Consider the following 25,442-nt stretch of genomic DNA (forward strand, 5'->3'; position numbering starts at 1 on the left):
TATCTAAACAATTATTGTGCAAGGATAACTATTTTTCCTGCACTGCTATCAGTTTTGCTTCCTCCTGATGAAATGGATGCACGGAACAGGTAGACTCCCGGAGCTAGTCTCTGGCCACCGTTGCTTGTGAGATTCCAATCCACATAATAATAGCTATTTGCGCTCATGCCGCTTTCGGTATGCGTCCACATCACACGGCCGGAGAAATCGTATACCATTAATTTAACATCAATATTCGATTCTGGCCTATCATGGCTTAATACAAAGGTTGTATTTTCACGTGCCGGACTCTTGGTACATACTACGTTGAACAAATCCGGACTCAGGCCTTTTACCACCTCAAACTCCAAGGAGGTTGAGGAAGAGTTATTCAGGATATCCCATGCACGAAAGAATAATGTATGTTTCCCCTCTGGCAAAGCAGAAAAGCCATAACGCACCTGCCCTTTAGTAAAATCGCCAAAATAAGATTCATAATAATTATTGAGCACATAAGTATAGGCTGGTGAATTATCAATCATCACAACGATATCGTGACCTATTCCGTTTCCTACCGTATTGATGCCATCTTTATCTTCAAGCTCTGCGACTAGATAAGGTGTTTCATTCGTCTTTCCTCCATAGACAAAATCGGGCGTATTAAGATAAAGGTTGATTTTCGGCCCCAAAGTATCGGCATTTTCCATTCCAGACTCTGTTCCTCCAATCAGGAAATTACTGTATGCACCATTTGCCTCCCGCCCTGTTGTGCCATCAGCAGCATAGAGATTAACCAATCCCTGAAGGTCTGAATAGTTTATATCTTTTGGAACGGGGAAATTAAATGTGAAATTACCTGATTTAATGGAATCACTACCCGAGAAAAGTTTTTTCACTCGCTGAGAAAATGTAAAACCTCCCGGGATGGTTTCTCCCAAATTGTTTGGATCAGGTATTCGTCCTGTTCCATCATTATTCAGGGTTGTGACACTCTCTTTATTGTCAAACACAGTAGGATATACTTTCCCATTAAAATCAGTCAGCGTATTTCCATCATTGTCGGTAACACGTCCTTCTACTGTTACTTTCCCACCGGCCTTAATGGAGATATCACTAGCCGAAGCCTCTTTGCCATTAAACTTATCCACTACAATCTTACAATCGGGATAGGTCAGCATTAGTGCAGGATCGCCAATCAATGAAAACTTGAGTTTATTTAAATCGCCACTCAAATTTGGATCGCATTTTGATAAGCGCATAATATCGCCCAAACGCAATCTATTCCCATTTTGTTTAGAGAACAAGTAATTACATATAACCTTATTAAGATTTGAATTATTTTGGGCATACACAACTCTGGAAGTCGTAAATAGGCCAATAGCTCCGCCTTTTTCATTTAAAAATGCGAGTTCACCTGCGGATGTACTAACATCATCGTACCGACAGAAATCACAAGTTGCAGTTATCCAAAGTGGTAATTTTGGCGAATTCAGACCAATTATATCCGATGATGTCAGCAAATTCTCTGCCGACCATCCACCCGGACCTCCGTGACCTGTATAGTTAACTACGAACATTCCTTCCTTGAAAAGCTCAAGTAACCGTTTGGTTGCTTGTTTATAAGTGTGTCCGGTAGCAGTCGTTTCCCATTTATAGGCATCTTGATAAATTCGATTTACCTGATATTCCGGATAGAGTCTTTCAATTTTACCCGCAAGTTCCTCGGCTTGGCTCATATGAAGATTATTGTCACCATCATCGGCGGCAAAGCAAAGAGTGTTTTTCCATGGAGCCAGCTCTTTATTATTCATATAGGCAATTGTTTTGTCAACCATCCTGGAGGCATCAGTAATTGTACGAACCGGGAATCGACCTACTCCGATATCCATCCCGTCATATTCCAGACTTGTACCTTCACTATCATCCAAAACTCCCATATAATCATCTGTTACATAAGAATAGGTTTCCCATGTAGAGTTTTTAGATTGATAACACAAAAGAAAATCATCCGGCGAATATCCTTGCCAGGATGGGGTAATCATCCGATTGTCCCAACTGCAGTCTCCGAAGAGTAAAAGATAGCGCGGCAACTTATTGGCAGATTCCGAAGATACGGCACGATCATAAAACATCTTCATCAACCAACGGTATGCAGTAACATCCGGGGTGCCGGAAGAAAATTCATTATAAACCTGATCGGCCTTTAACACGTGCACAATCATTCCATCTTTGGTCCGATGAGCCTCGGCCAATCGTTCAGCCTGCGAAAGGAATGCGCCGTTCGAAGGCACTATTATCACCATATCGCATTGCTGTAATGCATGCAGATTCTGACTGCTGACGGGGCCAACGACTTCAACACTCTTGAAAGCAGCACCGGTAACATCAACAGCTACCAGTTCACGCAATGAAGAGTTATCAACAGTCACAGAGTAAGTACCATTTGCAAGAGAACCATTCACCTGTTTATAGTCGCCAACATCTGTCACATCCCATATCTTCACGTTACTATTTGCTCCAGATAGTTTATATGTTACCGTTTTACCAAGAGAAGAGGCATCTCGGAAAGCCGTATACGAGCCATACAATGAGAGATTGCGTCTATAGTTCAACTGAATATAATTCAGCCTTCCGGAAGCTCCCGACTCCCGAGTATGTGTCAAAGTTACGGTTGTCTGTTCACTCTTATCTCCGCTCCAAAGCAAGGTTCCACTTCCTGGCTGAGCTTTACAGTAGGAGTCTCCAGATGGTGTTGGACTTATAGCAAATTGTCCGCGTCCGGTTCCGTTGATATCTACAGATACGGAACTTACTGCAGATGTTCTCGCCGCAAATGCAACTGTGCAATAAGCATCTTCATTTGTTATTCCTGGTAAAGTAAAAGTATAGCTTTTCTTATTACCGGAAATATAATCATAGCTATCATAAAGTTCTCTTCCCGAAGAGGTCCAGTTATACACATCTTTTTCATACAATGCATAATCATCAAAACTGTTTACGATAGTAGCATTATCTGAAGAGAGCGATTCCTGAACAGGAAAAGATATTGGTGTTTCCTCCCCTTCTGACAAGAAGTAATATCCGTAACTTGAGTAATAATTGTCTGTATGCATAAAACGGGAAAGAGCGCTTGTTGCATCCCAGCTTACAACTCCTCTGCCGTAAAATAGCACATAATCTTTCTCACGCCATAATGGAACTTCAGGCAAATCGTCATTCTTGGTTTGAGTGAAACTTTCGGGCAAAAGTGCTCCTCCGTATCCATACAATCTTACTTTAGCCGGATTAGTGAATCCCATTTTTGTCAGTTCAGCATTGGTAATTTTATAAACACCTGATTCAGCAATACGAATCTTTACCCATTTTCCTGTTGCCAGAACAGAGTTTGTGATGAAAGAATGCCTCTTGGATGCTGTTCTTTTCTGGATTATGGGAGTTTTTACCAATGTGAGTTTAAACGAATTAATTCGCTGATACGTTTTATCCCGATAGACTATTGGGACAAAAGAGACTTCGAGAATTCCTTTTTTTGCTGAAACAAAAAGTCGGGTTTGAGGTACGGGGTATTCATTCAGCGATTCATTTGCAACGGGAAGTAGAGCACTCTCATTTTTCGACAATAGCTGAAACTCGGGATATTCAATTTTTACCTGATATGTATAGTTTGCATAATCGTCACCCAATTCAATATTCTGAATGTAACGTGGTAAAGAACTTCCGGGAACATAGTGGGCATCATCAAAGGAGAGTTGTTTCATCACCGATGCATTTTGCCATTTCAGCGAAATAAAATTCTGCGCTGACACCGACAAAGCAAAAAAGAAAAGTAAAAGGGAAAAAATAGAGTATCGGCTACACATACACCCTCCTGTTATTAAAATGCAATTTAATTATCTGATATCGAAGTCGAGTACCTTTTCTTCATCCAAATAACCTTGCAAATTTTGACCGATTGCCACAGGGCCAACCCCAACCGGAGTTCCTGTAAATAATAAGTCACCTATTTTCAGCGTAAAGAAACGGCTGATATAAGCTATTATCTCATCAACCTTAAATAGCATATCCGCTGTATTCCCTTGTTGAACCCTTTTCCCATCAATATTCAGATGAAAGTTTATTTCCTGAATATTATTGAACTTATTGACAGGAACGAATTTGCCAATCACAGCAGAATTATCAAATCCTTTACATATCTCCCAAGGATTTCCTGATTCACGCAGCTTACGCTGAAGATCTCTGGCAGTAAAATCAATGCCAACCGTTGCCTCATCATAATATCGATGAGCAAAACGTTTTGGAATGTTTTTACCCAATCTGCTTATTTTGACAACCAATTCTGTTTCATAATGAATTTCCTTTGAGAAATCGGGGATAAAGAACGGTTTGCCATCTTTGAGCAAGGCAGAATCTGGTTTCATAAAGATAACCGGCTCTTCCGGTAGAATTAACGTAGAATCCAGCTCTTTATTGTGTTCAGCGTAGTTCATCCCTACGGCTATAATCTTCATTTACTTGACCTGTTAAAATTTAAACGATTAAACATCACCGCCAGATGGGCATACAAAGAAGTATTCTGTACCACGATATTTTCAGGAACACGGATACGGAATGGCGTAAAATTCCAAACTGCTTTTATACCACCTTCGACCATTTTGTCTGTTATATCCTGAGCAATTTCAATTGGGACAGTAAGTACACCGATATTCACATCGTACTCTTCCATTTTTTTCTGAAAATCATCGGAATGAAAAATGGGAATGCCATTTATTGCCTGTCCGATAAGTTCGGGATTGACATCAAATGCGGCTACAATCTTAAGACCGAAATGATTCAAACCGGTGTCACGCAGAAGGGCTCCACCCAGGCTACCAACTCCAAACAAGAATGCCCTGTGCTCGTTTGTGAAGCCCAAAAAGTCTTCAAGCACAGCAATCAGTTCGTCCACTTCATAACCCACGCGTGTACGTCCTGAGATATTTACATACGATAAATCTTTTGCTATCTGAGATGCATCAATGTTTGTTTCCTTTGAAATTTGTGTAGAAGAGACATAATGCTCACCTTTCTTTTTCAACAGCTTCACATTGGAAAGATACCAGGGAAGCCTGCGCAAAGAAGGTTCAGGTACTTTTATCGCTTTTAGTTCGTTATCGCTCATAGCACTCCATCTATAATTTGGTAACTACAAAAATACACTATTTTTTGAAAACTTACCATCAATAAAGAAAAGATTATTTTGAACATATCTTTAAGTTTGTTACATTTGGAATCAAAATATGAAAATTATGAAAAAGAATGATTGGAAAGACCGTTTGAACATTGTCTATTCAACCAACCCTGACTTCAATTATGAAGAAGATAACGACGAAGAAAAGGCGACTATAGATCCTGCAAAGCAAAACCTCAGAGTTTCGATTGATAAGAAAAACAGAGGTGGAAAAGTAGTAACATTAATTACCGGATTTATTGGCACAGAAGAAGACCTGAAAGAACTGGGTAAATTTCTGAAAACAAAATGCGGAGTGGGTGGTGCGGCCAAAGATGGTGAAATTATCATTCAGGGAGATTTCAAGCTCAAAATTATTGAGCTATTGAAGAAGGAAGGATATACCAAGACAAAACCTGTTGGATAGGCAATTACATCTATTGATAAATAAAAGATGTTCAGAAAATGGGGAATGCTTAATAATAGCATTCCCCATTCTGTTTTATTGAGAACATCTCCTGTATAAAATCCTGCAATAAAAAAAGCGGCTGAACAGTTAAATCCATTCAGCCGCCATATAGTTTTCTAAAATCTTCTTATTAGTCTGCGTTCAAAGTGAAACGTTTGAAGTTAAGCACTGTCAGATCTTTGTTTACGCTCTTCAGATACTGAGCAACAGTAACCTTAGGATCTTTCACGTATTCCTGTTCCAACAAGCAAACTTCTTTGTAGAACTTAGCAATACGACCTTGAGCGATACGTTCGATCAGGTTTTCAGGTTTACCTTCTTCACGTGCTTTGTCAGCTGCGATTTCTTTTTCACGAGCCAGAATGTCAGCAGGAACACCTTCTTCGTTTACTGCGATAGGGTTCATTGCAGCTATCTGCATTGCAACTTCGTGAGCAACTTGTGCATCAACGCCAGCAATATTGAAAGAAACTGCAGTAGCCAAACGGTTTCCCGGGTGAATATAGATTGCAGTAGAAGAACCTTCTACAACACCGTATCCATCCAATTCCATTTTTTCTCCAGTAATACCGCTTCTGTCAGTAACAGCATCAGCAACTGTTCCTTTACCAAGAGGAAGAGCTTTTACTTCGTCAAGAGAAGCACATTTATTTGCGATAGCAAGATCAAGGATTTCGTTAGTCAAAGCAACGAAATCTGCATTCTTTGCAACGAAGTCTGTTTCACATTTCAATGCGATAACTGCAGCAAATTCGCCTGCAGCTTTTGCTATTACACAACCTTCTGAAGCTTCACGATCAGAACGTTTTGCAGCAACAGCCTGTCCTTTTTTACGAATAATTTCAATTGCCTTGTCAAAATCGCCTTCTGCTTCTGTTAAAGCATTCTTGCAATCCATCATACCGGCACCTGTCATTTTACGCAGGTGGGTAATATCTGCCATTGTTACAGCCATAGTCTTTTATGTATTAATTGATCTAGTTATTAAGCTTCTTCATCATCTTTCAAGAAAGCAGCAGCTTTAGCAGCATTGATTGCTTCCTCATCGTTTTTGTCCAATCGTGCTTTAGCAGCCGATTTTCTCTTTCCCTTGTTTGCAGGAGCTTCACCAGCCGCTTCCATATCAATCTTTTCAGCTTTTCTTTCTTCGAGACCTTCGCTCATTGCAGTGCAGCAAGCTTCCAGGATCACTTCGATAGATTTTGTAGCGTCATCATTTGCAGGGATCACGAAATCGATGTTTGAAGGATCAGAGTTTGTATCAACGATAGCAAATACTGGAATACCTAAACGATTAGCTTCACGAACTGCAATATTTTCCTTCATTACATCTACAACAAACAGTGCAGAAGGAAGACGAGTCAAGTCGGCGATTGAACCTAAGTTCTTGTCCAACTTAGCACGTTGACGAGAAATTTGAAGAACTTCTCTTTTAGAAAGGTTTGAATATGTACCATCGTTAGTCAATTTGTCGATAGTAGCCATCTTCTTTACAGCCTTACGGATAGTTGGGAAGTTAGTCAACATACCACCTGGCCAGCGCTCGATTACATAAGGCATATTAACAGAAGCTGCTTTTTCAGCAACCACCTGTTTTGCTTGTTTTTTAGTAGCAACAAAAAGTACTTTCTTTCCTGATTTAGCAATTTGCTTCAAAGCTTCAGCAGCTTCTTCAACTTTTGCAACAGTTTTGTGGAGATCGATAATGTGGATACCATTACGTTCCATGAAAATATAAGGAGCCATAGCAGGGTTCCACTTTCTTCTTAAGTGTCCGAAGTGACAACCGGCTTCTAATAAATTATCAAAATTTGTTCTTGACATTTTTTTAATTTTTAATCGTTTACTTTCTTTTTTGTTTTATAACCAACCGTCGGGTAGCCTGCCTAAGAGTCCCGATAGTTTAGATACTAAACGCTTACTCCTGAAAATTATCCAGCAAGTATTAACGTTTACTGAACTGGAATCTTCTACGAGCTTTTGGTTGACCCGGTTTCTTACGTTCAACAGAACGTGGATCGCGTGTCATGAAGCCTTCAGAACGAAGAGCCTTCTTATCTTCAGGGTTGATTTTCACAAGAGCACGAGCAATTGCTAAACGCAGAGCTTGTGATTGTCCTGTGAAACCACCACCGTACAAATTAACCTTGATGTCATACTTCTCAGCTGCACCTAATTTGTTCAATGGTTGTTTTACAACATATTGAAGAATGGTTGATGGAAAGTACTTTGCAAGGTCTCTCTTGTTAATAGTAATCTTTCCGGTACCTTCGCTTACGAATACGCGAGCAATTGCGCGTTTACGTCTGCCTAATGCATTTACTACTTCCATTATTTATTATTTAAGTAAGTTAATATCAATTGACTTAGGGTTCTGTGCAGCATGTTTGTGTTCGCTTCCTGCGTAAACGTACATGTTACCTAAAAGCTTTGCACCTAATTTATTTTTAGGAAGCATACCCTTTACTACTTTTCTCAATAACTTGTCTTCACCATTAGGTCTTGCGATCAAACGGGCAGGAGTTATTTCTCTCTGACCACCAGGGTAGCCTGTATATGACAAATAAACTCTGTCATTCCATTTGTTTCCTGTCAACTTCACCTTGTCGGCATTGATAATAATTACATTGTCACCACAGTCTACGTGAGGAGTGAAGTTTGGTTTGTACTTACCTCTCAACAGTTTGGCAACTTTTGCACCTAAGCGTCCCAACACCTGGTCTGTCGCATCAACTACGACCCATTCCTTTGTTGCGGTTGCTTTGTTTGCAGAAATGGTCTTATAACTTAAAGTATCCACTGCTTAATTGTTTTTAAATTGTTAACTACTAATAAACATAAATATTCATGCTGATTACAGGCTCCCCGGACAAAGGAACCTTAATTAGCTATGAATTAATCTCTTATCCTTTTAGATAATAATCGGCTTGCAAAAGTACTGCTTTTCTTTGAAACGGCAAACTATTTCACTTATTTTTTCTTTTTAACGACTTTGAGCTAAAAGCTTATAAAGGAATATATTATGAAACAAGCTAATAGACAACACCCAGTACAACAAGTTTCAATAAGTTATACATCGAAGTCCAATATATTAAAGCAAGCTTCTCAATAATCTCTCTTACTCAACGAAGTTGTATATTTTTAACAACAAATCAGAAAATCAAGTTCTTTAGTAGCACTCCTCTAAAAACAGATAAAGGATGGCGCAAATTATGAAAAGCGCCATCCTTTATTATTGCAACAAAGAAAAAATCTCGTTAAAACTCTGCATTGCGAGGTGTTCTCGGGAAAGGAATCACGTCGCGGATATTGGTCATTCCGGTTACAAAGAGCAACAAACGCTCAAATCCTAGTCCAAAACCTGAGTGAGGAGCAGTACCGAAGCGTCGGGTATCGAGGTACCACCAGATATCTTTGGTTGGCACTCCCATCTCTTCAGCCCTTTTCGACAATTTATCATAATCTTCCTCGCGCTGTGATCCACCTATAATCTCTCCAATTTTCGGGAATAATACATCCATCGCACGAACAGTCTTGCCATCATCGTTCTGTTTCATATAGAACGATTTTATCTCTTTCGGATAATCAGTTAAAATTACCGGGCGTTTAAAATGATCCTCAACCAAATAGCGTTCGTGCTCAGAAGCGAGGTCTGCACCCCAATATATCGGGAATTCAAATTTATGACCGTTAGCAACAGCCTCTTCAAGAATTCTGATACCATCGGTATAAGGCAGGCGCACAAATTCATGTTCAAGAACAAATTCCAGGCGTGAAACTAGTTCTTTATCAAACATATTGTTCAGGAATTGAATATCTTCCATGCAGTTATCCAATGCCCATTTCACACAATATTTAATAAAGTCTTCCGCCAACTGCATATTTTCTTCAATTTCATTGAAGGCAACTTCTGGTTCAATCATCCAGAATTCGGCCAAGTGACGGGGAGTATTTGAATTTTCTGCACGGAAAGTAGGACCAAAGGTATAAATTGACCCCATGGACATTGCAGCAAGTTCTCCTTCCAGCTGCCCTGACACAGTCAAACTAGCTTGTTTTCCGAAGAAATCGTTATCGTAATTGATAGACCCATCTTCATTTTTCTTCAAATCATACAGATTCATCGTAGTTACCTGGAACATCTGTCCAGCACCTTCACAATCGGATGCAGTGATAATCGGCGTATGAAAATAGAAAAAACCACGTTCATGGAAGAATTTATGAATTGCAATAGCCATATTATGGCGAATTCTGAACACCGCACCAAACGTATTTGTACGTGGACGAAGGTGTGCAATTTCACGAAGAAACTCCATAGAATGTCCCTTTTTCTGCAAAGGATAAGTGTTTGGATCGGCAGTACCAAGTATTTCAATTTCATTTGCGTGAAGCTCAGCTGCCTGCCCTTGTCCCATCGACTCCACAAGCTCTCCGTTTACACTGATACAAGCTCCTGTAGTGATCGGTTTCAGGAATTCTTCTCCAAATTTATTTATATCAATTACAATCTGAATATTATTGATGGTAGAACCGTCGTTTAAGGCGATAAAGTTTACTTGTTTACTGCCCCGGCGAGTTCTGACCCATCCCTTCACGTTGACAATTTTCCCGAAGCAATCCATCTTCAGGACATCAACAACTCTTGTTCTACTAATCTTTTCCATAAAATCTTTACTATATTATTATATAAGTCAGGGGCATATTTGCATACACCCCTCTCTTTTACTATTATTCAAAAGCACCCATGCGAAGCATATTCACTTCCTGTTCAGTAAGATATCTCCATTCGCCACGACGAAGTCCTTTTTTGGTAAGACCGGCAAAGAATACGCGGTCCAGTTTTATAACTTTATATCCTAGTGATTCGAATATACGGCGAACAATACGATTCTTTCCTGAGTGAATTTCAATTCCCACTTGGTCCTTATCGTTTTCTGTTGCATAGCTAATTGCATCAGCATGGATCTCACCGTCATCAAGTGTAACACCAGCGGCAATCTGCTCCATATCATGTTTAGTTACATTTTTATCCAGATAAACATGATAAATTTTCTTCTTTAAATACTGAGGATGAGTTAGTTTAGATGCCAAATCGCCATCGTTTGTAAGCAGCAGCACACCGGTAGTGTTACGGTCAAGGCGACCAACCGGATAAATTCTCTCTGTGCAGGCTCCTTTCACTAAATCCATCACTGTTAGTCTTGCCTGAGGATCATCAGATGTTGTCACACAATCTTTTGGTTTGTTAAGCAAAACATAAACCTTACCCTCAATGCTCACAGTTTGATCATGGAATTTAACCACATCGCTGCGCTTCACTTTGGTTCCAAGTTCAGTTACTACTTCTCCATTTACAGACACAACTCCGGCTGAGATAAACTCATCAGCTTCACGACGAGAACAAACTCCAGCATTAGCCAGGTATTTGTTAAGTCGAATTGGTTCGTTCGGATCTGTAAATTGTTCTTTATATTGAATCCGTTTCTTTTCGCTGTACTTAGCGTTCGGATCATAATCATCTGTTCTTCTACGGATTGGACGGGCAAAAGATTGCGATCTGCCTTCACCTGTGGAGAATCTTGGACGACGTGGCCTGTCATCTCCCTCTCTTTGGATAGATGGGCCTCCGTAATTGCTGTCTGGTCGACGGAATCTAGGACGATTTCCGTTTTCACCCTCCTGATTTTCATTTCTTCTCCAGGGCTTATCTTCGCGATTGAATGACGGACGATAAGGTCTGTCACCTCCTTCGCGGTTAAAGCGTGGTCTATCACCACCCTCACGATTGAAAGAAGGACGTGGACGATCACCACCTTCGCGATTGAAGGAAGGGCGTGGTCTATCACCACCTTCACGATTATAGCGTGGACGGTCGCCACCTTCACGATTAAAAGAAGGACGCGGTCTGTCACCACCCTCACGATTGAAAGAAGGACGTGGTCTATCACCCCCCTCACGATTGAAACGTGGCCTGTCACCGCCTTCACGATTGAAGCGTGAACGATCACCACCTTCACGGTTAAAAGAAGGACGTGGTCTGTCACCACCTTCACGGTTGAAACGTGGGCGATCTCCCCCTTCACGGTTAAATCTACTGTTAAAAGAAGGTCTACTGTCATCACGACGGCCAAAGCCCTCTCTGTTAAATGACTTATTACCATCACGGCTGGCGCTTCTATCATCATTGTTAGAATCTCGCCAATTTTCTCTGTCTGTGCTCATTTTTATTCGAATAAAATTAGAACTTATGGCCTCGCGGCCTTTTTTTTAAATAACTCTCAATATAAATTAAACTCCTGTATAACTATGAGGTGTTATACGTCTTAACTCTTTCTTAATCTCTTCGCTCACATCAAGCCCCTCGATAAAATCTTTAATTGAAGATTCAGTGATAGCCTGATTGGTTCTCGTCAGAGCTTTAAGCGCTTCATACGGATTTGGATATGCTTCTCTGCGAAGAATGGTCTGAATAGCCTCAGCCACTACACTCCAGCAGTTATCCAAATCATTATATATAGCTGTTTCATTCAGGATTAACTTACGCAATCCCTTCAATGAACTCTGAATTGCAATTATAATATGCCCAAATGGAACGCCTACATTACGGAGCACCGTTGAATCAGTCAAATCGCGTTGTAGACGGGAAACCGGCAACTTAGAAGATAAATGATCAAGAATGGCAGTTGCAATTCCAAGATTTCCTTCTGCATTTTCAAAATCAATCGGGTTTACCTTGTGAGGCATTGCACTTGATCCAACTTCGCCGGCTTTAATTTTCTGCTTGAAATATTCCATAGAGATATACATCCAGAAGTCACGGTTCATATCAATCATAATTGTATTGATACGTTTCATCGCGTCAAAAATAGCCGATAAGTTATCGTAGTTTGAAATCTGGGTTGTATATTCTTCACGCTCCAATCCCAACTTTTCTGAAACAAAGCTATTTCCAAAAGCTTTCCAGTCAATAGACGGATAAGCCACATGATGCGCATTGTAATTGCCGGTTGCTCCACCAAATTTAGCTGTTACTGGACATGCTTTCAATACAGCCAACTGACGTTCCAGACGATAAGCAAACACCATAACCTCCTTACCCAAACGGGTTGGCGAAGCAGGTTGTCCATGAGTTTTCGCAAGCATGGAAACTTCCGACCAGTCGTCAGCATATTGCTTCAATTGTGCTATCAACTCTTCCACTAATGGATAATATGCATTTTGCAATGCTTCTTTTACTGATAATGGAACAGATGTGTTGTTAATGTCCTGCGAAGTCAATCCGAAATGTATAAACTCTTTATACTCATCCAGACCACCCAGTTTGTCAAACTCCTCTTTCAAGAAGTATTCAACAGCCTTCACATCGTGATTTGTAACACCTTCAATATCTTTAATTCGTTGTGCATCAGTCTCAGAAAAATTACGATAGATATTTCTCAAAGATTCAAATACTTCGGTACCAACACCTTTCAATTGCGGTAACGGCAGTTCACACAAGGTGATAAAATACTCCACCTCTACCTGCACACGATATTTAATCAATGCAAATTCAGAAAAGTAAGAAGCCAAAGCTTCAGCTTTGCCCCTATATCGGCCATCAATCGGTGAGATCGCCGTAAGTAAATCAAGTTTCATAGTGTAATGATAATTATCAGGTTGCAAAATTAACTCTTTTATTTGAATAGGGAGATATGGTTTTGAAAAAAAAATTGTATTAAAGAGGTAAAGAAATAAAAAAAGCCCTGCAAGAAACACTTGCAAGGCTTGATAAGTGGGCGTTGACGGATTCGAACCGCCGACCCTCTGCTTGTAAGGCAGATGCTCTGAACCAGCTGAGCTAAACGCCCGTTTGATCAACGAAAGTCTCTGGGTTTTGAAGTGGGCGTTGACGGATTCGAACCGCCGACCCTCTGCTTGTAAGGCAGATGCTCTGAACCAGCTGAGCTAAACGCCCGAGACACTTTCGTTTTCAAAAGCGATGCAAAGATATGGCTTTTCCTGAAACCTGCAAAACTTTTAGCACTTATTTTTCTAATTATTTTTTGCAAAAACAGACAATCACCTGTTCTTCAGCAATAAATGAACCAAAGTTTTTTTAACCCATTTTAGACATCCAGAACCTTCCATCCTGTTTTATTTCCTCCAACCATAATTTATAGTCTTCGATTATCCAATAATTCGGATTATATGTATCAGTAAGTAACAATGGTGTTTTGCTGATTACATTAACTTGATGCAGACAAATCATTTTCTGTCTAAAGAATAAAATCATTGCAACCTTTTTCCTGTTCATTCCGTCTAAAGAAATGTAGCGCTTACAAAGTAATCTGATTTCTATTAATTACAAATGATTTTACTGAAATGAAAAAGATATATTGTTTATTAGTTGCAATAATTGTTTGCCAGGCTTTATCAGCCCAGTCATTACAAATTAAAGGGCGAATTATGTCAGCAGCTCTCGAACCAATTGAGTTCGCAAATGTAATTCTAAAAAAAAGCGACTCTAGCTTTGTCACTGGAGGAATGACCGACATTAAAGGAAAATTCAGCATGGAGAATCTTAAATCAGGTGTTTATAGTCTTCAAATTTCAAGCCTTGGATTTAAAACAAAAAATCTTCCAATAGCCGATTTTACTAAAGATATTGATTTAGGTAACATTAAAATAGACTCAGCAGCAGTAGCACTTAATGAAGTGGTGGTAAGCGCCGCCAATGTTATTAACAAAAATGACAGAAAAATTATCCTTCCCTCTTCGGCCCAGATGAAAGCTTCAAGCAACGGATTCAATCTTTTGCAGCAGTTACAGCTTAAGCGTATTCAGGTGGATGTAGTAAGAAATACCATTAGTGCGTCGGGAGGAGGAGAAGTTCAGCTCCGGATTAATGGAGTAAAAGCCAGTGTCCAGGAGGTGATAGCATTGCGTCCTGAAGATATTCTTCGCATTGAGCATCACGAAGATCCGGGATTACGTTATGAAAACGCCGAAGCTGTAATCAATTATATTACTCGTCGACACGAGAGCGGAGGTTTTATTTCCTTCGATTTGAATAACTCTCCCCATACTTTCTTCAGCAACAACAGCTTTAATGCTAAAGTCAATCACAAAAAATCAGAACTGGATTTATTCTATTACGGAGGCATCAGAGACAGATTTCATATGTGGAGAGAAAACTCCGAGACCTTTAATTACCCTGAAGAAAAGAGCTTTACACGTTTAGAAGACGGAATTTCAGATCTTTTTTCCACGAACTGGCACTACATGCACCTGAATTATAATTATCAGGAACCAAACAAATGGTTCTTCAATGCCACGGTTCGAGGCAATCTTCACAATAACCCTAAAGCTAATTTTCAAAGTTTGCTTTATCCGGCAGGAAATAAAGAGCAAGGAGTACACATGACCGATAAATCATCAAGCTGGGAACACGCGCCATCACTTGATCTCTATTTCCAACGTAACCTCAAAAATCAACAATCAATTATACTGAACGTAGTAGGAACTTATATAGATACAAACTCCAAAAGATCTTATCAGGAAGTAAAAAGCAATGAAACTCTGACCAACTTCTTTACGAACGTGGATGGAAACAAATATTCACTCATTGGCGAGGGTATTTACGAAAAGGAGTTTAAAGCCGGAAAATTAAGCGCAGGGATAAAACACACCCAAAGTTTCACTAATAATGACTATTTTTCGGATAGCAGAATAACGAAAACTGAGATGAAACAAGCTGATACATATATATACACTGAATTTCAGGGGAAAATGGAGAAGTTTAATTATTCTTTCGGGATAGGCGGTTCACGGTCATGGTTCAGTCAGGCTGGCGATGGATACCAACGATACACATTCCGACCTACCTTAAGCCTAAAATACAATTTCAGTGATAACTCTTTTCTTCGTTACCGAGGAAACATATACAGTAACCCGCCTTCATTATCTGAATTAAGTGATGTGACACAGGCTATTGATTCATTACAAGTTCGCAGAGGGAACAGCAATCTGAAACCATATACAGCTTATACCAATTCGCTGACTTACGATTTCCGCAAAGGGATATTCAGTGGGAGTTTAATGGCCGCACATTGGTATTACACCAAACCCATTATGGAAGAAACACGGTTTGTAGATAATATGTTTGTCCGTACCAAAGACAATCAAAAAAGTTGGCAAAAACTGAACACGGAGGCAGAGCTCACAATCAGTCCGATTAAGGACCATCTTTCCGTGAAGTTGGTAACCGGAGTCAACTACTTTGATAGTAAGGGAAACAACTATCACCATAGTTATACAAATTGGTATTATAGAGTAGAGGCGAATGCTTCTTACAAAAACTGGTCAGCTTTCTTCCAGGCGCAGAATCACGAAAACGATTTTTATGGAGAGACTCTAAATTATGGTGAAAACTTCCACATTGTTGGTTTGATGTACAAGCACAAGCAATTATGCATTGGAACATATATGCTTGACCCATTTGTAAACGATTACAAAGTTGGAGGTGAAAACAGAAACGCTTTAGCTCCTTCCAAAAACTGGAAATATATTAAGGAAAGTTCGCAATTGTTTGTGCTTAAGATATCCTACAATTTCAGCTTCGGTCGAAAATATCAATCGGCACAAAAGAAATTAAATAACCAGGATACTGACTCTGGTGTAATGAGTGGAAGTAAATAATAGTTTTCAGAAGCCGGATATAATGAATTCCCGGCATAAAAAAGGGCGTTGAGATAACGCCTTTTTTTATTTTATCCTTCACTAGATCGTTTATTTTAGATAATTTAATAAAATATTTAGTTGCTGATGCAATTTTTGGTTTTAAATTGCGACTAATAACTATAAACTCTGAAAAAATAAAAAATTTCATCATCAGAAACCAATCTTTATTATGCAACATATAAAAAAGAAAGGTTGCATAATACTAATGAAACTTCAAAGGAGCCGTTATGGCTCTTATAAGTTAGGGTTAGGTAAAACGGGATGTTGTGATAACATTCCGTTTTTTAATTATAATCCATAGTGAAATTAGACAATACAGATTCCCAAGTTTTTATTTTTCTTTTTAATGATCTCAATTCTTTGCCTAAATTTCATAAAGTATCATCATAAGTAATATGTATGCTTTTATATGCTTATTTTATGAATTTTGTAGTGCTGCATAATAGATAAAAAAATCAGGATAAAGAAAAATCCAATCAAGGTCTCTCCAAAAAGCATCATTTTAACACCTCCATAATCATGTAGCCATCCGTCAATGGCCGTCATATATGCAAGCGGAATATTACCAATTGAAGACAGTAATGCATATTTGGTAGCAGCAAGTCCATGACCAATAGCATGTAAAATAATTGTGGAGTATGCTGCACAGTTTACACCACACATAAAGCCATAAGTCAAAACCCCTATTATGTATGAAGACTGAACGAAGTCAGATATACCCATTAAAAGCGTTATTACAGCCAAAGAAGCACCAGAACCAAAATAAGCACTCCATCGGCCATACTTATCAGAAATATAACCTCCAAACAGTCCCCCCAATCCGCTGGCAATTCCAAACATTGTTCCGGAGATAAGCGCTACCAGATCAGGATTCACAGACCAATCCTTTGCTACTGAGGACCAAAGAAATTGAGCTGCTCCTACACCTATTGGGGTAAAGATTATTATGGAAGAAAACAAAGAAACAGGAGAATGAACAAGTTCCTTAATATCAACACCAATAAGCTTTATTCTTTCTAGTATCTTTTTATCCGATACCGCGTTTACAGATGGTACATAATAAAGAGCAAAAGTACAAAAGAGTATTGCCAAAACAAGTACAATAATAGCCACCTGATACGAAAAATGATTAGAAAGCCATAAACCGGCCCCACCACCAATTCCAACTCCTGCTAAATTAGCAGCCTGAGAGCAACCTGAAGCCATACCCTTCCGTTCTTTTTTCACGGTTTTTGCCATAAATCCACCTACAGGCGACACAATAAACGTAGATGCTGTTGATGATACAAAAGCAAGAACCATTATTATTGCTTTACAACTCAGAGTAAGAGGGACAAAACAAAATAATAATAAAGTAAAAGAACTTGAAGTAATTCCGATGATATACCATTTATGCAAAGTTAAAGATAAATCAGTCATTGGCCCCCAAAGAAAACGCCACACATTCGAAAATACAGCCAAGGCCGTAACAACAGCTGCTGTTGAAACTGTAAATCCATTTTTCACTAGCAAGAATGGCAAAGTTACACCTGTAAAACCACCACTAATTCCATATGGCAAAACAAGAATCAAATAGATAAATGGGCTTGAATACTCTCGTTGGATTGACATATTACTTCAAGATTTATAAGAAGCGGAGGTTTACTTATAAGCATTAGTCTATTACAGCTTTTCCGATGTAACAACCCAAATCACATTGTGCACTAAAAGTGTTATTTACTACAAATTATTCCATTATAAAACAATAATAAACTATATAAAGTTGCAAAAAAGGGATATCAAATAATAGCTAAAACTCATATTCAATCTCCATTCAGCTTTCTTTTTACAATCGCCGGATTCCCTACCGCAAGTGAATCATCGGGCAGGTCTTTTGTTACCACACTTCCTGCACCGATAATGCAACGATTGCCGATAGTAACTCCCGGACAAATAATAGCACCACCGCCTATCCAACAATCATCTCCTATTGTTACTGGGTGGGCGCTCTCAACCGGTTGGCGACGATCCAGATAGTTCATCGGATGTTGTGGCGTATAAATTTGCACTGATGGGCCAATCAAGGTATGATGTCCAATTTTAACAGGTGCTCCGTCAAGAATTACACAATTAAAATTAATAAAGACATTTTCGCCTAACTCAATATTATAGCCATAGTCACAATAAAAAGGAGGACAAACCATAGCGGTCGAATGGCTATTGGGAAGCAGCTCATCCAAGGTCACCCGCAAATCTGGGGATCCCAAATATAACGTATTTAGTTTTGCGATCAGCACCTTTGCTTTTGAAAGTTCAGCCATCAACTCCGGATCGGAAGTGTTTGCCAGCTCTCCATTTCGCATCTTTTCTTTTTCCGTCGCCATTTTGTATTAATTTATAAAAGGATCAAAAACATATCAATCAGAGCATAGAGGTTATTCTATCATCAACAACACACTTGCATCGCTCAATGTTTCACGATTCAATCAATTGGTAAAAACAGGCCGCTTTTCATTAGATAATTCAGCATTGAAAGAAAATCCTTCCCAGCTGAACCCTTTCAAATCTTCAGACTTCTCAATACGGTTTTTCAGAATAAATCGGGTCATCTCACCCCGCGCCATCTTTGCATAGATAGTTACGGTTTCAAGTTTCCCATTTCTCCACATTTTAAATTCGGGTGTAACAACCGTTATTTCTTTTTCCATTCTTTTCCAGTCAAACGAAGGCTGCACATCCATACTAGCCAGATTAACCAGCACTCCTCCACTCGCACGAATCTCTTCAATGAAAGGAGTGGCAAGTCTTGACCGCCAAAAATCAGACATCGTCACACCACCAAGTTCCGGAAGCTTCACATCATATTCCATACGATAAGCCTTTATTCTGTCCAGCGGACGCAACATTCCGTAAAAAGGAGAAGCAATGCGTAGATGTTTCTGCGCATAAAAGAAATCTGAATCCGTAAAATCGGACGGAGCAATGTGCTGAAATACCATCCCTGTATATGCCAATAAAGCAGGACGAGCAGGAGTCTCGTCGGCATGAAACACTTCAATTCTTTTATAGGTCTCGATTGCTAGTTTCGGGCTAATTTTCAACAATCCTTCCAACCGATCGATCGAATAGCTGGCCATATACAAGGCTATCCGGGCGGCCTCATCGGCAAACCAAGGTTTGGTACCATAAGGCGCCTGCCTCGACAGGCGCGTATTGATAGTTTTAGCGGGTGAAATTAGAATCTGCATAAGCTATACTATTTAAGAAACATCTTACCAACTCTACTGGTAAAGCGTTGCAAGTTACAAAATAGAACAATAATTTATCAAAAGAAAAGCAATTGAATCGTTCCAAAACATAAGTTTTTCGGTTGTATTGTACTTCCTTATTCATTTTTAAGGACGTACCAGAAAAAAGAAAGAGGATGTCGCCCTATTTAGACATCCTCTTTTTCAGTTCTACTTATATAATAGCTGTCTTATTTAATTCTCCTGCAAAATAAGAAGCCATCCCTGCTTACTTTTTACAGGAATTGTATCGTTCACTCCAAAAGGTACCGCCTGCTGAAAGTCCTTAATTTCAGGGGCATCCAAGATGGTATTCCCGGGAGTCAGCCCTAAGGTCTTCCAGTCGAACGAGAGTTTAATATTTTGATCTTTATCATTAAAGTTGCCAATGGCAATAAGAGTTTGCTTCCCCTTGACATATACGGTGGCTTTCACGTTTGCATGGCTGGTTTTCACAGGAGACTCTTTATCCCAGTAACCAATCATTTTGGCATCGGTAATACCGAATGTTTTCCAGAGATTCCATACCGGACGTGGCGAAAACTCACCATAGGAGTTTCTCTATATACTATTCCCCAATAGCGCTTGCCTCCATCTTGAAGGATCTAGGCCATTTGTCTAAAGGGAATTCCGGGAACAGTTACAAACCATAAATGAAGAGGTATAAAAATTTATTCTGTTTTTCCTGATTATTTCATATCTTTGCAAAAAAATTTTTAGAAACAAAAGAATTATGGAAACAGTTGTTAGTGGAATTCGCCCAACGGGTAACCTGCATTTGGGCAACTACTTTGGAGCAGTGAAGAGTTTTCTGCAGATGCAGAACGAATATAATTGTTATTTCTTTATAGCAGACTGGCATTCCCTTACGACTCATCCTAAACCAGAAGATATCGTAAAGAGCGCCCGCACTATCCTTGCGGAGTATCTCGCTTGCGGAATCGATCCGGATAAAGCAACCATCTACATACAAAGTGATGTAAAGGAAGTGTTGGAACTTTACCTGTACCTCAACATGAACGCTTATCTGGGAGAACTGGAGCGTACCACTTCTTTCAAGGAAAAAGCCCGCAAACAACCAGACAATGTGAATGCAGGACTGCTGACTTACCCAACTTTGATGGCTGCAGATATTCTTATCCATAAAGCAGTGAAGGTACCAGTAGGAAAAGACCAGGAACAAAACATGGAAATGGCCCGCAAATTTGCTCGCCGTTTCAATACTATATACGGAACAGAACTGTTTCCCGAACCGGCTTCTTACTCACTGTCGGATAAAGCAATCAAGGTTCCAGGACTGGATGGTTCAGGAAAGATGGGAAAATCGGAAGGCAACTGCATCTATCTGATGGATGATGCCGAAACTATCCGCAAGAAGGTGATGAAAGCGGTAACCGATGCAGGACCTACAGTGCCCAACAGCGAAAAGCCCGAAGTGATTCAGAACCTCTTTACTTTCATGGATATCGTTTCAACAAAAGATACTTATAATTTCTTTAATGAGAAATACAACGACTGCTCTATCCGTTATGGAGATATGAAGAAACAGCTGGCAGCAGACGTTATTGCCTATACCGAACCTATTCGCGAACGCATAATGGAATACTCTTCCAATACTGAACTGCTTGCAAAGATTGCCAAACAAGGAGCTGAGAAAGCACAAGAAAGTGCAGCTAGAACGCTGAAGGAAATCAGAGAGGTAATCGGATTCCGCGAAATCTGATAATTCACACAACACAAATATATGGGGGCTATTTTTATAGCCCTTTTTTTGTTATCCCTACCCCACTACCGGTTTCATACAGCACTATCACGAGTAACGAAATCAACGGAATAAGTCCGGCAAAAGAAAAGGATAGCACACAACCTTACTAACAGGATATTTGTTCCTCCTCAGTGGATTAGTGGTGCTACTGGCAAGAACTAATCTGTTATACAGGAAGAACTAACCAAAACAGCGGCAATGATTAGTCCAATCATGTACATGTTCCTCTCCAATCTTGTACAGGTTTGGATTCAATCTTGTACATGATTACCTCCTAATCTTGTACAAGATTGGGGTAATAGTCTGTGTTGGCAGGATTAATTCATTGCCCAGTTTCTCTAATCGTTGGATTTTGGTTGACTAATGTTATTCTAAATTCTGTAATGGGTTGACCAATGAATTCTTAACACTAATTGATGTTGTCTTTCATATTTATAACACAGATAATCAGCTACATAATGCGATACGATTACCTACAGTGGTGTAGATGGTGCAGAGAAAACGACTGTTTTCGGTTTCAGAAAATGAAATTTGAAAATTCTTCAAAAAGATTTTTTTTCAAATATGAAATTTTGAAACCGAAAAAAGGGCTATTTTAGTACACCATCTACACCACCATTTTAAATAAAGAACTTTAGGCTGGGTTCCCATTGTATTTTTTCGATTAAAATTCAGCGATTTCAAATTCCACCTCAGCCTCACAATCATTTTCTTGCTCTCGGCAATGCCCAACTGAGCCTTGATACTCACTACCTGCTTCAAAAATAGCGAAACAGGTTCAACAGTCTCGACAATGGCCAACCTGCCTTTGAGATACCCTATCTACCAGGTTGCCAAGAACCAAACATTACCCCCATAACCGCTTGATAGTCTTAACTATACATCCAGACTTGTAAATAATTTTAGTGTCAGTAGTGTCAGTAAAAATAAGGTTTATCCAGTTTCAGATAATGAAAAATAAAAATTCTTCAAAAAAGATTTTTTTCGATTTACGATTTACAGAACGAGAAAAAGAATGTTTTCTCTGCCACACTACCACTAAAAAACTTTACATTTCTCTTACATAGGGAGGTATAGTTGCTTTATCAGCCTCAACTTTTGAAGCTTTTATGCTGTTTATCAGAAGAATAGAAATCAAAAACAACTGAATGCCAAAATCAGATGGATGAGCAATCGGGGTTAACATCTAACCCGGTTCCCGGAAAGGTGACACATTCTGGACATACAGTAAACACTCCAAGAGAGAGACAGAGATAAAGAAAGCCGGAACGGCATTCAACGGTGCAGTTCCGGCAAGAAGTTTACTTGCAGGATTGAAAGATCCAAGACCTACAAGATATTAGTTGCAAATGAGACTCTACAGGAATCGTTTAATGAGTCGCAGATTGTGAGTATACATATTCCGTTCTTCACTGAAAATGCCTTCTCCATCGAGTTTGTCAATATGTACATTGCCCGAGCAGTGGATTATATATCCAGGCTCAGCCACCATTCCCACATGCGAAATTTTTCCATCGGCATGATCAAAGAAAGCCAAATCGCCCGGCAAGGCTTCCGAAACAAATGGCACAAGTTCTCCTTGTGTTGCCTGATGGCTGGCGTTACGAAGAATCTGGAGCCCATGCATACGCATTACCACTTGTGTCAATCCGGAACAGTCCATGCCCATTGCATTTTTACCACCCCACAGGTAAGGAGTGTTCAGAAAACGACGGGCCGTATCGAGCAATGATTCATTCTGCGGCAGAACATCGGCCGGATTCAACCGAAAGCGGTCGTTCTTCACACGAAAGGTTCCGTCTTCATGGTATTCCGGAAGCACACTTCCTCCAGTCAGCAATATTTTTTCACCAGTATTCTCGTTCACTGCCTGAGAAAAAAGGGTGGTCACCACCGGCTGAAGGGTTGGATCGTAAGCATCAAACTCTTCCTTGCTAACAGGAGTAAGCATTTTGGTGGTTACCCAGCCTACATAGCCTTCGGCTTTATTGATTATCTTACTCCAGCTTCCCCAGGATTCAGTCACGGTACAGCTCTCTCCGAAAAGGAGTTCTGTCATCATCTCCGAGCATTCATCATGATCCGCCCGTAGAGGGATGTTTGGCACAAAACAGATAGCGTATTCCATAGATCTTATATTTTATATAAGTTATCAGTTACTTAAAGAGTCTTTCAATATCTTCCTCTTTCAGCACCGACAAGATAGTTTTTCCATCGGGAGTAAAGTTGGGGGTTGCACAAGCAAAAAGTGAATCGACCAATCGGGTCATTTCATCACTATTTAATACTTGCCCGTAAACGATAGCAGCTGCTTTAGCAAGTGTCAGAGCAAGCGCATTGTGCACTTCATCTTTGACATCGCAGCCTTTTTCCATGGCTGTATGAACCATATTTCTGATAAGCTGAACTGGTGACAATCCTTCAATTCCTGTAGGGACACCATTTATGGCATAACTGCCTCCGCCCAAATCGCTCAGATCAAAGCCAATGGCAGACAAGTCTTCTGAGATCTCTTGCAAAACTACAGTTTCGGAGGGCGGAAGTTCCACGATTTCAGGAAAGAGCACTCCTTGAGTAACTCCCTGACGAGTCCTTATCTGTTGCAAATAGCGGTCAAACAGCACCCTGATATGTGCACGGTGTTGGTCAATTAGCATCAATCCGGATTTCACCGATGTCAAGATAAACCGGCCTTTAAACTGAAACTGAAGGGAGCTTTTCTCTGACACAGGCTCTTCATCATATAATGTTGCCTGTTCTGGTTCAGGCTCCTCTTCCTGGAAAGCCGGATATTCTATAACTTCCAGTTCATAATCGGGCTCAGCATAGTGAGATTTTTGTTCCAAACCACTGTACAACTTTTCCCAATCATTATCCGGACGAGAATAGGAGGACGAAGGTATTTTCTGAAATGGATTGAAGTTCGGATTGAAATTGAGCTTAGGCGGTTGAATGGGTGCCGCGCCATTATATGCCGGAATATCAGGCATACCTTCCATATCGAAATCGATAGAAGGCACCTCGTTAAACTTACCCAGCGACTCTTTCACTGCTGCTGCAAGTATTTGCCAGATAGGCACCTCATTTTCAAACTTGATTTCCGTTTTTGTCGGATGAATATTCACGTCAATATCACCAGGCTCTACATCAAAATAAAGAAAATAAGAAATTTGTTCACCTGCAGGAATCAGTTTTTCATAAGCTTCCATCACCGCTTTGTGAAAATACGGATGGCGCATATAACGTCCGTTAACAAAGAAATACTGGTGCGCTCCTTTCTTTCGGGATGAATCGGCCTTGGAAATATATCCCGATATCTTGATCAGACTAGTGTCCACATTCACATTAAGCAGTTGCTGATTTATCTTCTTTCCAAACACATTAATTATGCGTTGACGAAGAGATGAAACCGGCAGATTGAAAAGTTCTGCGTCATTACTGTGAAGAGTAAAAGCTATCTCTGGATGCACAAGCACTATACGTTCAAACTCAGTGAGAATATTGCTCAACTCAGTTTGGTTTGATTTCAGGAATTTACGGCGCACTGGCACATTAAAGAATAGATTCTTCACTGAGAAGTTACTACCCTTCGGGCAGGAAACTGTTTCTTGTCGCTCCACTTTTGAACCGGCTACCGAAATTATGGTTCCCAGCTCATCATCTTCCCTGCGGGTTTTAAGGTCTACCTGTGCCACTGCGGCAATTGAAGCCAGCGCTTCACCGCGGAACCCCATTGTGGTCAGAGCAAAAAGATCGGCTGCATCGCGAATTTTGGAAGTGGCATGACGCTCAAAGGAAATCCGAGCATCAGTTTCAGACATTCCCTTACCATCATCAATTACCTGAACACAGGTTCTTCCTGCGTCAGTAATCAGAATATGTATCTCTTTAGCACCGGCATCTATAGAATTCTCGACTAGTTCTTTCAGGACTGAAGCCGGACGTTGAATTACTTCACCGGCAGCAATCTGATTGGCTACTGAATCGGGTAACAAACGAATAATATCACTCATAATAAATAATCAGCTAGTTGCATTG

The 25,442-nt window shown here is 40.0% G+C and carries 18 protein-coding genes, 2 tRNA genes and 1 pseudogene; 3 read left to right on the top strand and 18 right to left on the bottom strand.

Annotation, left to right across the window (positions count from 1 at the left end; genetic code table 11):
- Positions 1-11: 11 nt before the first annotated feature.
- From porU to ABWU87_RS10045, 3 genes are all read right to left on the bottom strand, one after another.
- On the bottom strand, positions 12-3,737 hold the full coding sequence (gene porU, locus ABWU87_RS10035; protein WP_353330380.1) for a type IX secretion system sortase PorU: 3,726 nt from the start codon (positions 3,735-3,737) through the stop codon (positions 12-14).
- Positions 3,738-3,869: 132 nt separating this feature from the next.
- Positions 3,870-4,487 (bottom strand): fumarylacetoacetate hydrolase family protein, encoded by a 618-nt coding sequence (locus ABWU87_RS10040; RefSeq protein ID WP_353330382.1) that lies wholly within the window; start codon positions 4,485-4,487, stop codon positions 3,870-3,872.
- A complete protein-coding gene (locus tag ABWU87_RS10045; protein ID WP_353330384.1) occupies positions 4,484-5,137 on the bottom strand; it encodes a redox-sensing transcriptional repressor Rex in 654 nt (217 codons plus the stop codon). The genes ABWU87_RS10040 and ABWU87_RS10045 overlap by 4 nt, the downstream gene beginning before the upstream one ends.
- A 127-nt stretch (positions 5,138-5,264) precedes the next feature.
- On the opposite strand from ABWU87_RS10045, the gene ABWU87_RS10050 reads away from it, so the two are divergent.
- Entirely contained in the window at positions 5,265-5,612 is a 348-nt protein-coding gene (locus tag ABWU87_RS10050; RefSeq protein WP_353330386.1) for a translation initiation factor, read from the top strand.
- Between the two features lie 172 nt (positions 5,613-5,784).
- Here ABWU87_RS10050 and tsf read toward each other — a convergent pair whose 3' ends face one another.
- From tsf to ABWU87_RS10095, 9 genes are all read right to left on the bottom strand, one after another.
- A complete protein-coding gene (tsf, locus tag ABWU87_RS10055; protein WP_353330387.1) occupies positions 5,785-6,609 on the bottom strand; it encodes a translation elongation factor Ts in 825 nt (274 codons plus the stop codon).
- A 29-nt stretch (positions 6,610-6,638) separates the two neighbouring features.
- Positions 6,639-7,478, bottom strand: coding sequence for a 30S ribosomal protein S2 (gene rpsB / locus ABWU87_RS10060; RefSeq protein ID WP_353330389.1), 840 nt, complete (start codon positions 7,476-7,478; stop codon positions 6,639-6,641).
- A 121-nt stretch (positions 7,479-7,599) separates the two neighbouring features.
- A complete protein-coding gene (gene rpsI / locus ABWU87_RS10065; RefSeq protein WP_353330391.1) occupies positions 7,600-7,986 on the bottom strand; it encodes a 30S ribosomal protein S9 in 387 nt (128 codons plus the stop codon).
- Between the two features lie 6 nt (positions 7,987-7,992).
- Complete coding sequence (rplM, locus tag ABWU87_RS10070; RefSeq protein WP_353330393.1) at positions 7,993-8,454, bottom strand: 50S ribosomal protein L13; 462 nt, start codon at positions 8,452-8,454, stop codon at positions 7,993-7,995.
- A 457-nt stretch (positions 8,455-8,911) separates the two neighbouring features.
- Positions 8,912-10,318, bottom strand: a complete 1,407-nt coding sequence (gene asnS / locus ABWU87_RS10075; protein ID WP_353330395.1) for an asparagine--tRNA ligase — start codon at positions 10,316-10,318, stop codon at positions 8,912-8,914.
- Between the two features lie 64 nt (positions 10,319-10,382).
- Complete coding sequence (locus ABWU87_RS10080; protein ID WP_353330397.1) at positions 10,383-11,876, bottom strand: pseudouridine synthase; 1,494 nt, start codon at positions 11,874-11,876, stop codon at positions 10,383-10,385.
- Between the two features lie 66 nt (positions 11,877-11,942).
- Entirely contained in the window at positions 11,943-13,289 is a 1,347-nt protein-coding gene (purB, locus tag ABWU87_RS10085) for an adenylosuccinate lyase (protein WP_353330399.1), read from the bottom strand.
- Between the two features lie 137 nt (positions 13,290-13,426).
- A tRNA-Val gene (locus ABWU87_RS10090) sits at positions 13,427-13,501 on the bottom strand.
- A gap of 32 nt (positions 13,502-13,533) precedes the next feature.
- Positions 13,534-13,608, bottom strand: a tRNA-Val gene (locus ABWU87_RS10095).
- A gap of 407 nt (positions 13,609-14,015) precedes the next feature.
- Here ABWU87_RS10095 and ABWU87_RS10100 point away from each other — a divergent pair.
- Positions 14,016-16,331, top strand: a complete 2,316-nt coding sequence (locus ABWU87_RS10100; protein WP_353330401.1) for a TonB-dependent receptor — start codon at positions 14,016-14,018, stop codon at positions 16,329-16,331.
- Between the two features lie 447 nt (positions 16,332-16,778).
- Here the strand turns inward: ABWU87_RS10100 and ABWU87_RS10105 are convergent, their stop codons facing one another.
- The 4 genes and pseudogenes from ABWU87_RS10105 to ABWU87_RS10120 all read right to left on the bottom strand — a co-directional run.
- Entirely contained in the window at positions 16,779-17,984 is a 1,206-nt protein-coding gene (locus ABWU87_RS10105) for an MFS transporter (RefSeq protein ID WP_353330403.1), read from the bottom strand.
- Between the two features lie 191 nt (positions 17,985-18,175).
- Positions 18,176-18,736 (bottom strand): sugar O-acetyltransferase, encoded by a 561-nt coding sequence (locus ABWU87_RS10110; RefSeq protein WP_353330405.1) that lies wholly within the window; start codon positions 18,734-18,736, stop codon positions 18,176-18,178.
- Between the two features lie 102 nt (positions 18,737-18,838).
- Positions 18,839-19,600, bottom strand: coding sequence for a YaaA family protein (locus ABWU87_RS10115; RefSeq protein ID WP_353330407.1), 762 nt, complete (start codon positions 19,598-19,600; stop codon positions 18,839-18,841).
- A 234-nt stretch (positions 19,601-19,834) separates the two neighbouring features.
- Positions 19,835-20,188: pseudogene (locus tag ABWU87_RS10120) on the bottom strand (glycoside hydrolase domain-containing protein); the annotation flags it as partial.
- Between the two features lie 184 nt (positions 20,189-20,372).
- Here ABWU87_RS10120 and trpS point away from each other — a divergent pair.
- On the top strand, positions 20,373-21,362 hold the full coding sequence (gene trpS, locus ABWU87_RS10125; RefSeq protein ID WP_353330409.1) for a tryptophan--tRNA ligase: 990 nt from the start codon (positions 20,373-20,375) through the stop codon (positions 21,360-21,362).
- Between the two features lie 1,399 nt (positions 21,363-22,761).
- Here the strand turns inward: trpS and ABWU87_RS10130 are convergent.
- Complete coding sequence (locus ABWU87_RS10130) at positions 22,762-23,532, bottom strand: C40 family peptidase (protein ID WP_353330411.1); 771 nt, start codon at positions 23,530-23,532, stop codon at positions 22,762-22,764.
- 28 nt (positions 23,533-23,560) lie between these two features.
- Positions 23,561-25,417, bottom strand: a complete 1,857-nt coding sequence (gene mutL / locus ABWU87_RS10135; protein WP_353330413.1) for a DNA mismatch repair endonuclease MutL — start codon at positions 25,415-25,417, stop codon at positions 23,561-23,563.
- Between the last annotated feature and the right edge of the window lie 25 nt (positions 25,418-25,442).

Source organism: Bacteroides sedimenti, from assembly GCF_040365225.1.
Classification (GTDB): domain Bacteria; phylum Bacteroidota; class Bacteroidia; order Bacteroidales; family Bacteroidaceae; genus Bacteroides; species Bacteroides sedimenti.

Coding starts and splice junctions, on each gene's coding strand:
- ABWU87_RS10110 (WP_353330405.1), bottom strand. CDS start 18,736: ATGGCGACGGAAAAAGAAAAGATGCGAAATGGAGAGCTGGCAAACACT.
- purB (WP_353330399.1), bottom strand. CDS start 13,289: ATGAAACTTGATTTACTTACGGCGATCTCACCGATTGATGGCCGATAT.
- ABWU87_RS10115 (WP_353330407.1), bottom strand. CDS start 19,600: ATGCAGATTCTAATTTCACCCGCTAAAACTATCAATACGCGCCTGTCG.
- ABWU87_RS10050 (WP_353330386.1), top strand. CDS start 5,265: ATGAAAAAGAATGATTGGAAAGACCGTTTGAACATTGTCTATTCAACC.
- tsf (WP_353330387.1), bottom strand. CDS start 6,609: ATGGCTGTAACAATGGCAGATATTACCCACCTGCGTAAAATGACAGGT.
- ABWU87_RS10045 (WP_353330384.1), bottom strand. CDS start 5,137: ATGAGCGATAACGAACTAAAAGCGATAAAAGTACCTGAACCTTCTTTG.
- ABWU87_RS10040 (WP_353330382.1), bottom strand. CDS start 4,487: ATGAAGATTATAGCCGTAGGGATGAACTACGCTGAACACAATAAAGAG.
- rpsB (WP_353330389.1), bottom strand. CDS start 7,478: ATGTCAAGAACAAATTTTGATAATTTATTAGAAGCCGGTTGTCACTTC.
- ABWU87_RS10080 (WP_353330397.1), bottom strand. CDS start 11,876: ATGAGCACAGACAGAGAAAATTGGCGAGATTCTAACAATGATGATAGA.
- ABWU87_RS10105 (WP_353330403.1), bottom strand. CDS start 17,984: ATGTCAATCCAACGAGAGTATTCAAGCCCATTTATCTATTTGATTCTT.
- trpS (WP_353330409.1), top strand. CDS start 20,373: ATGGAAACAGTTGTTAGTGGAATTCGCCCAACGGGTAACCTGCATTTG.
- mutL (WP_353330413.1), bottom strand. CDS start 25,417: ATGAGTGATATTATTCGTTTGTTACCCGATTCAGTAGCCAATCAGATT.
- asnS (WP_353330395.1), bottom strand. CDS start 10,318: ATGGAAAAGATTAGTAGAACAAGAGTTGTTGATGTCCTGAAGATGGAT.
- ABWU87_RS10100 (WP_353330401.1), top strand. CDS start 14,016: ATGAAAAAGATATATTGTTTATTAGTTGCAATAATTGTTTGCCAGGCT.
- porU (WP_353330380.1), bottom strand. CDS start 3,737: ATGAAACAACTCTCCTTTGATGATGCCCACTATGTTCCCGGAAGTTCT.
- rpsI (WP_353330391.1), bottom strand. CDS start 7,986: ATGGAAGTAGTAAATGCATTAGGCAGACGTAAACGCGCAATTGCTCGC.
- ABWU87_RS10130 (WP_353330411.1), bottom strand. CDS start 23,532: ATGGAATACGCTATCTGTTTTGTGCCAAACATCCCTCTACGGGCGGAT.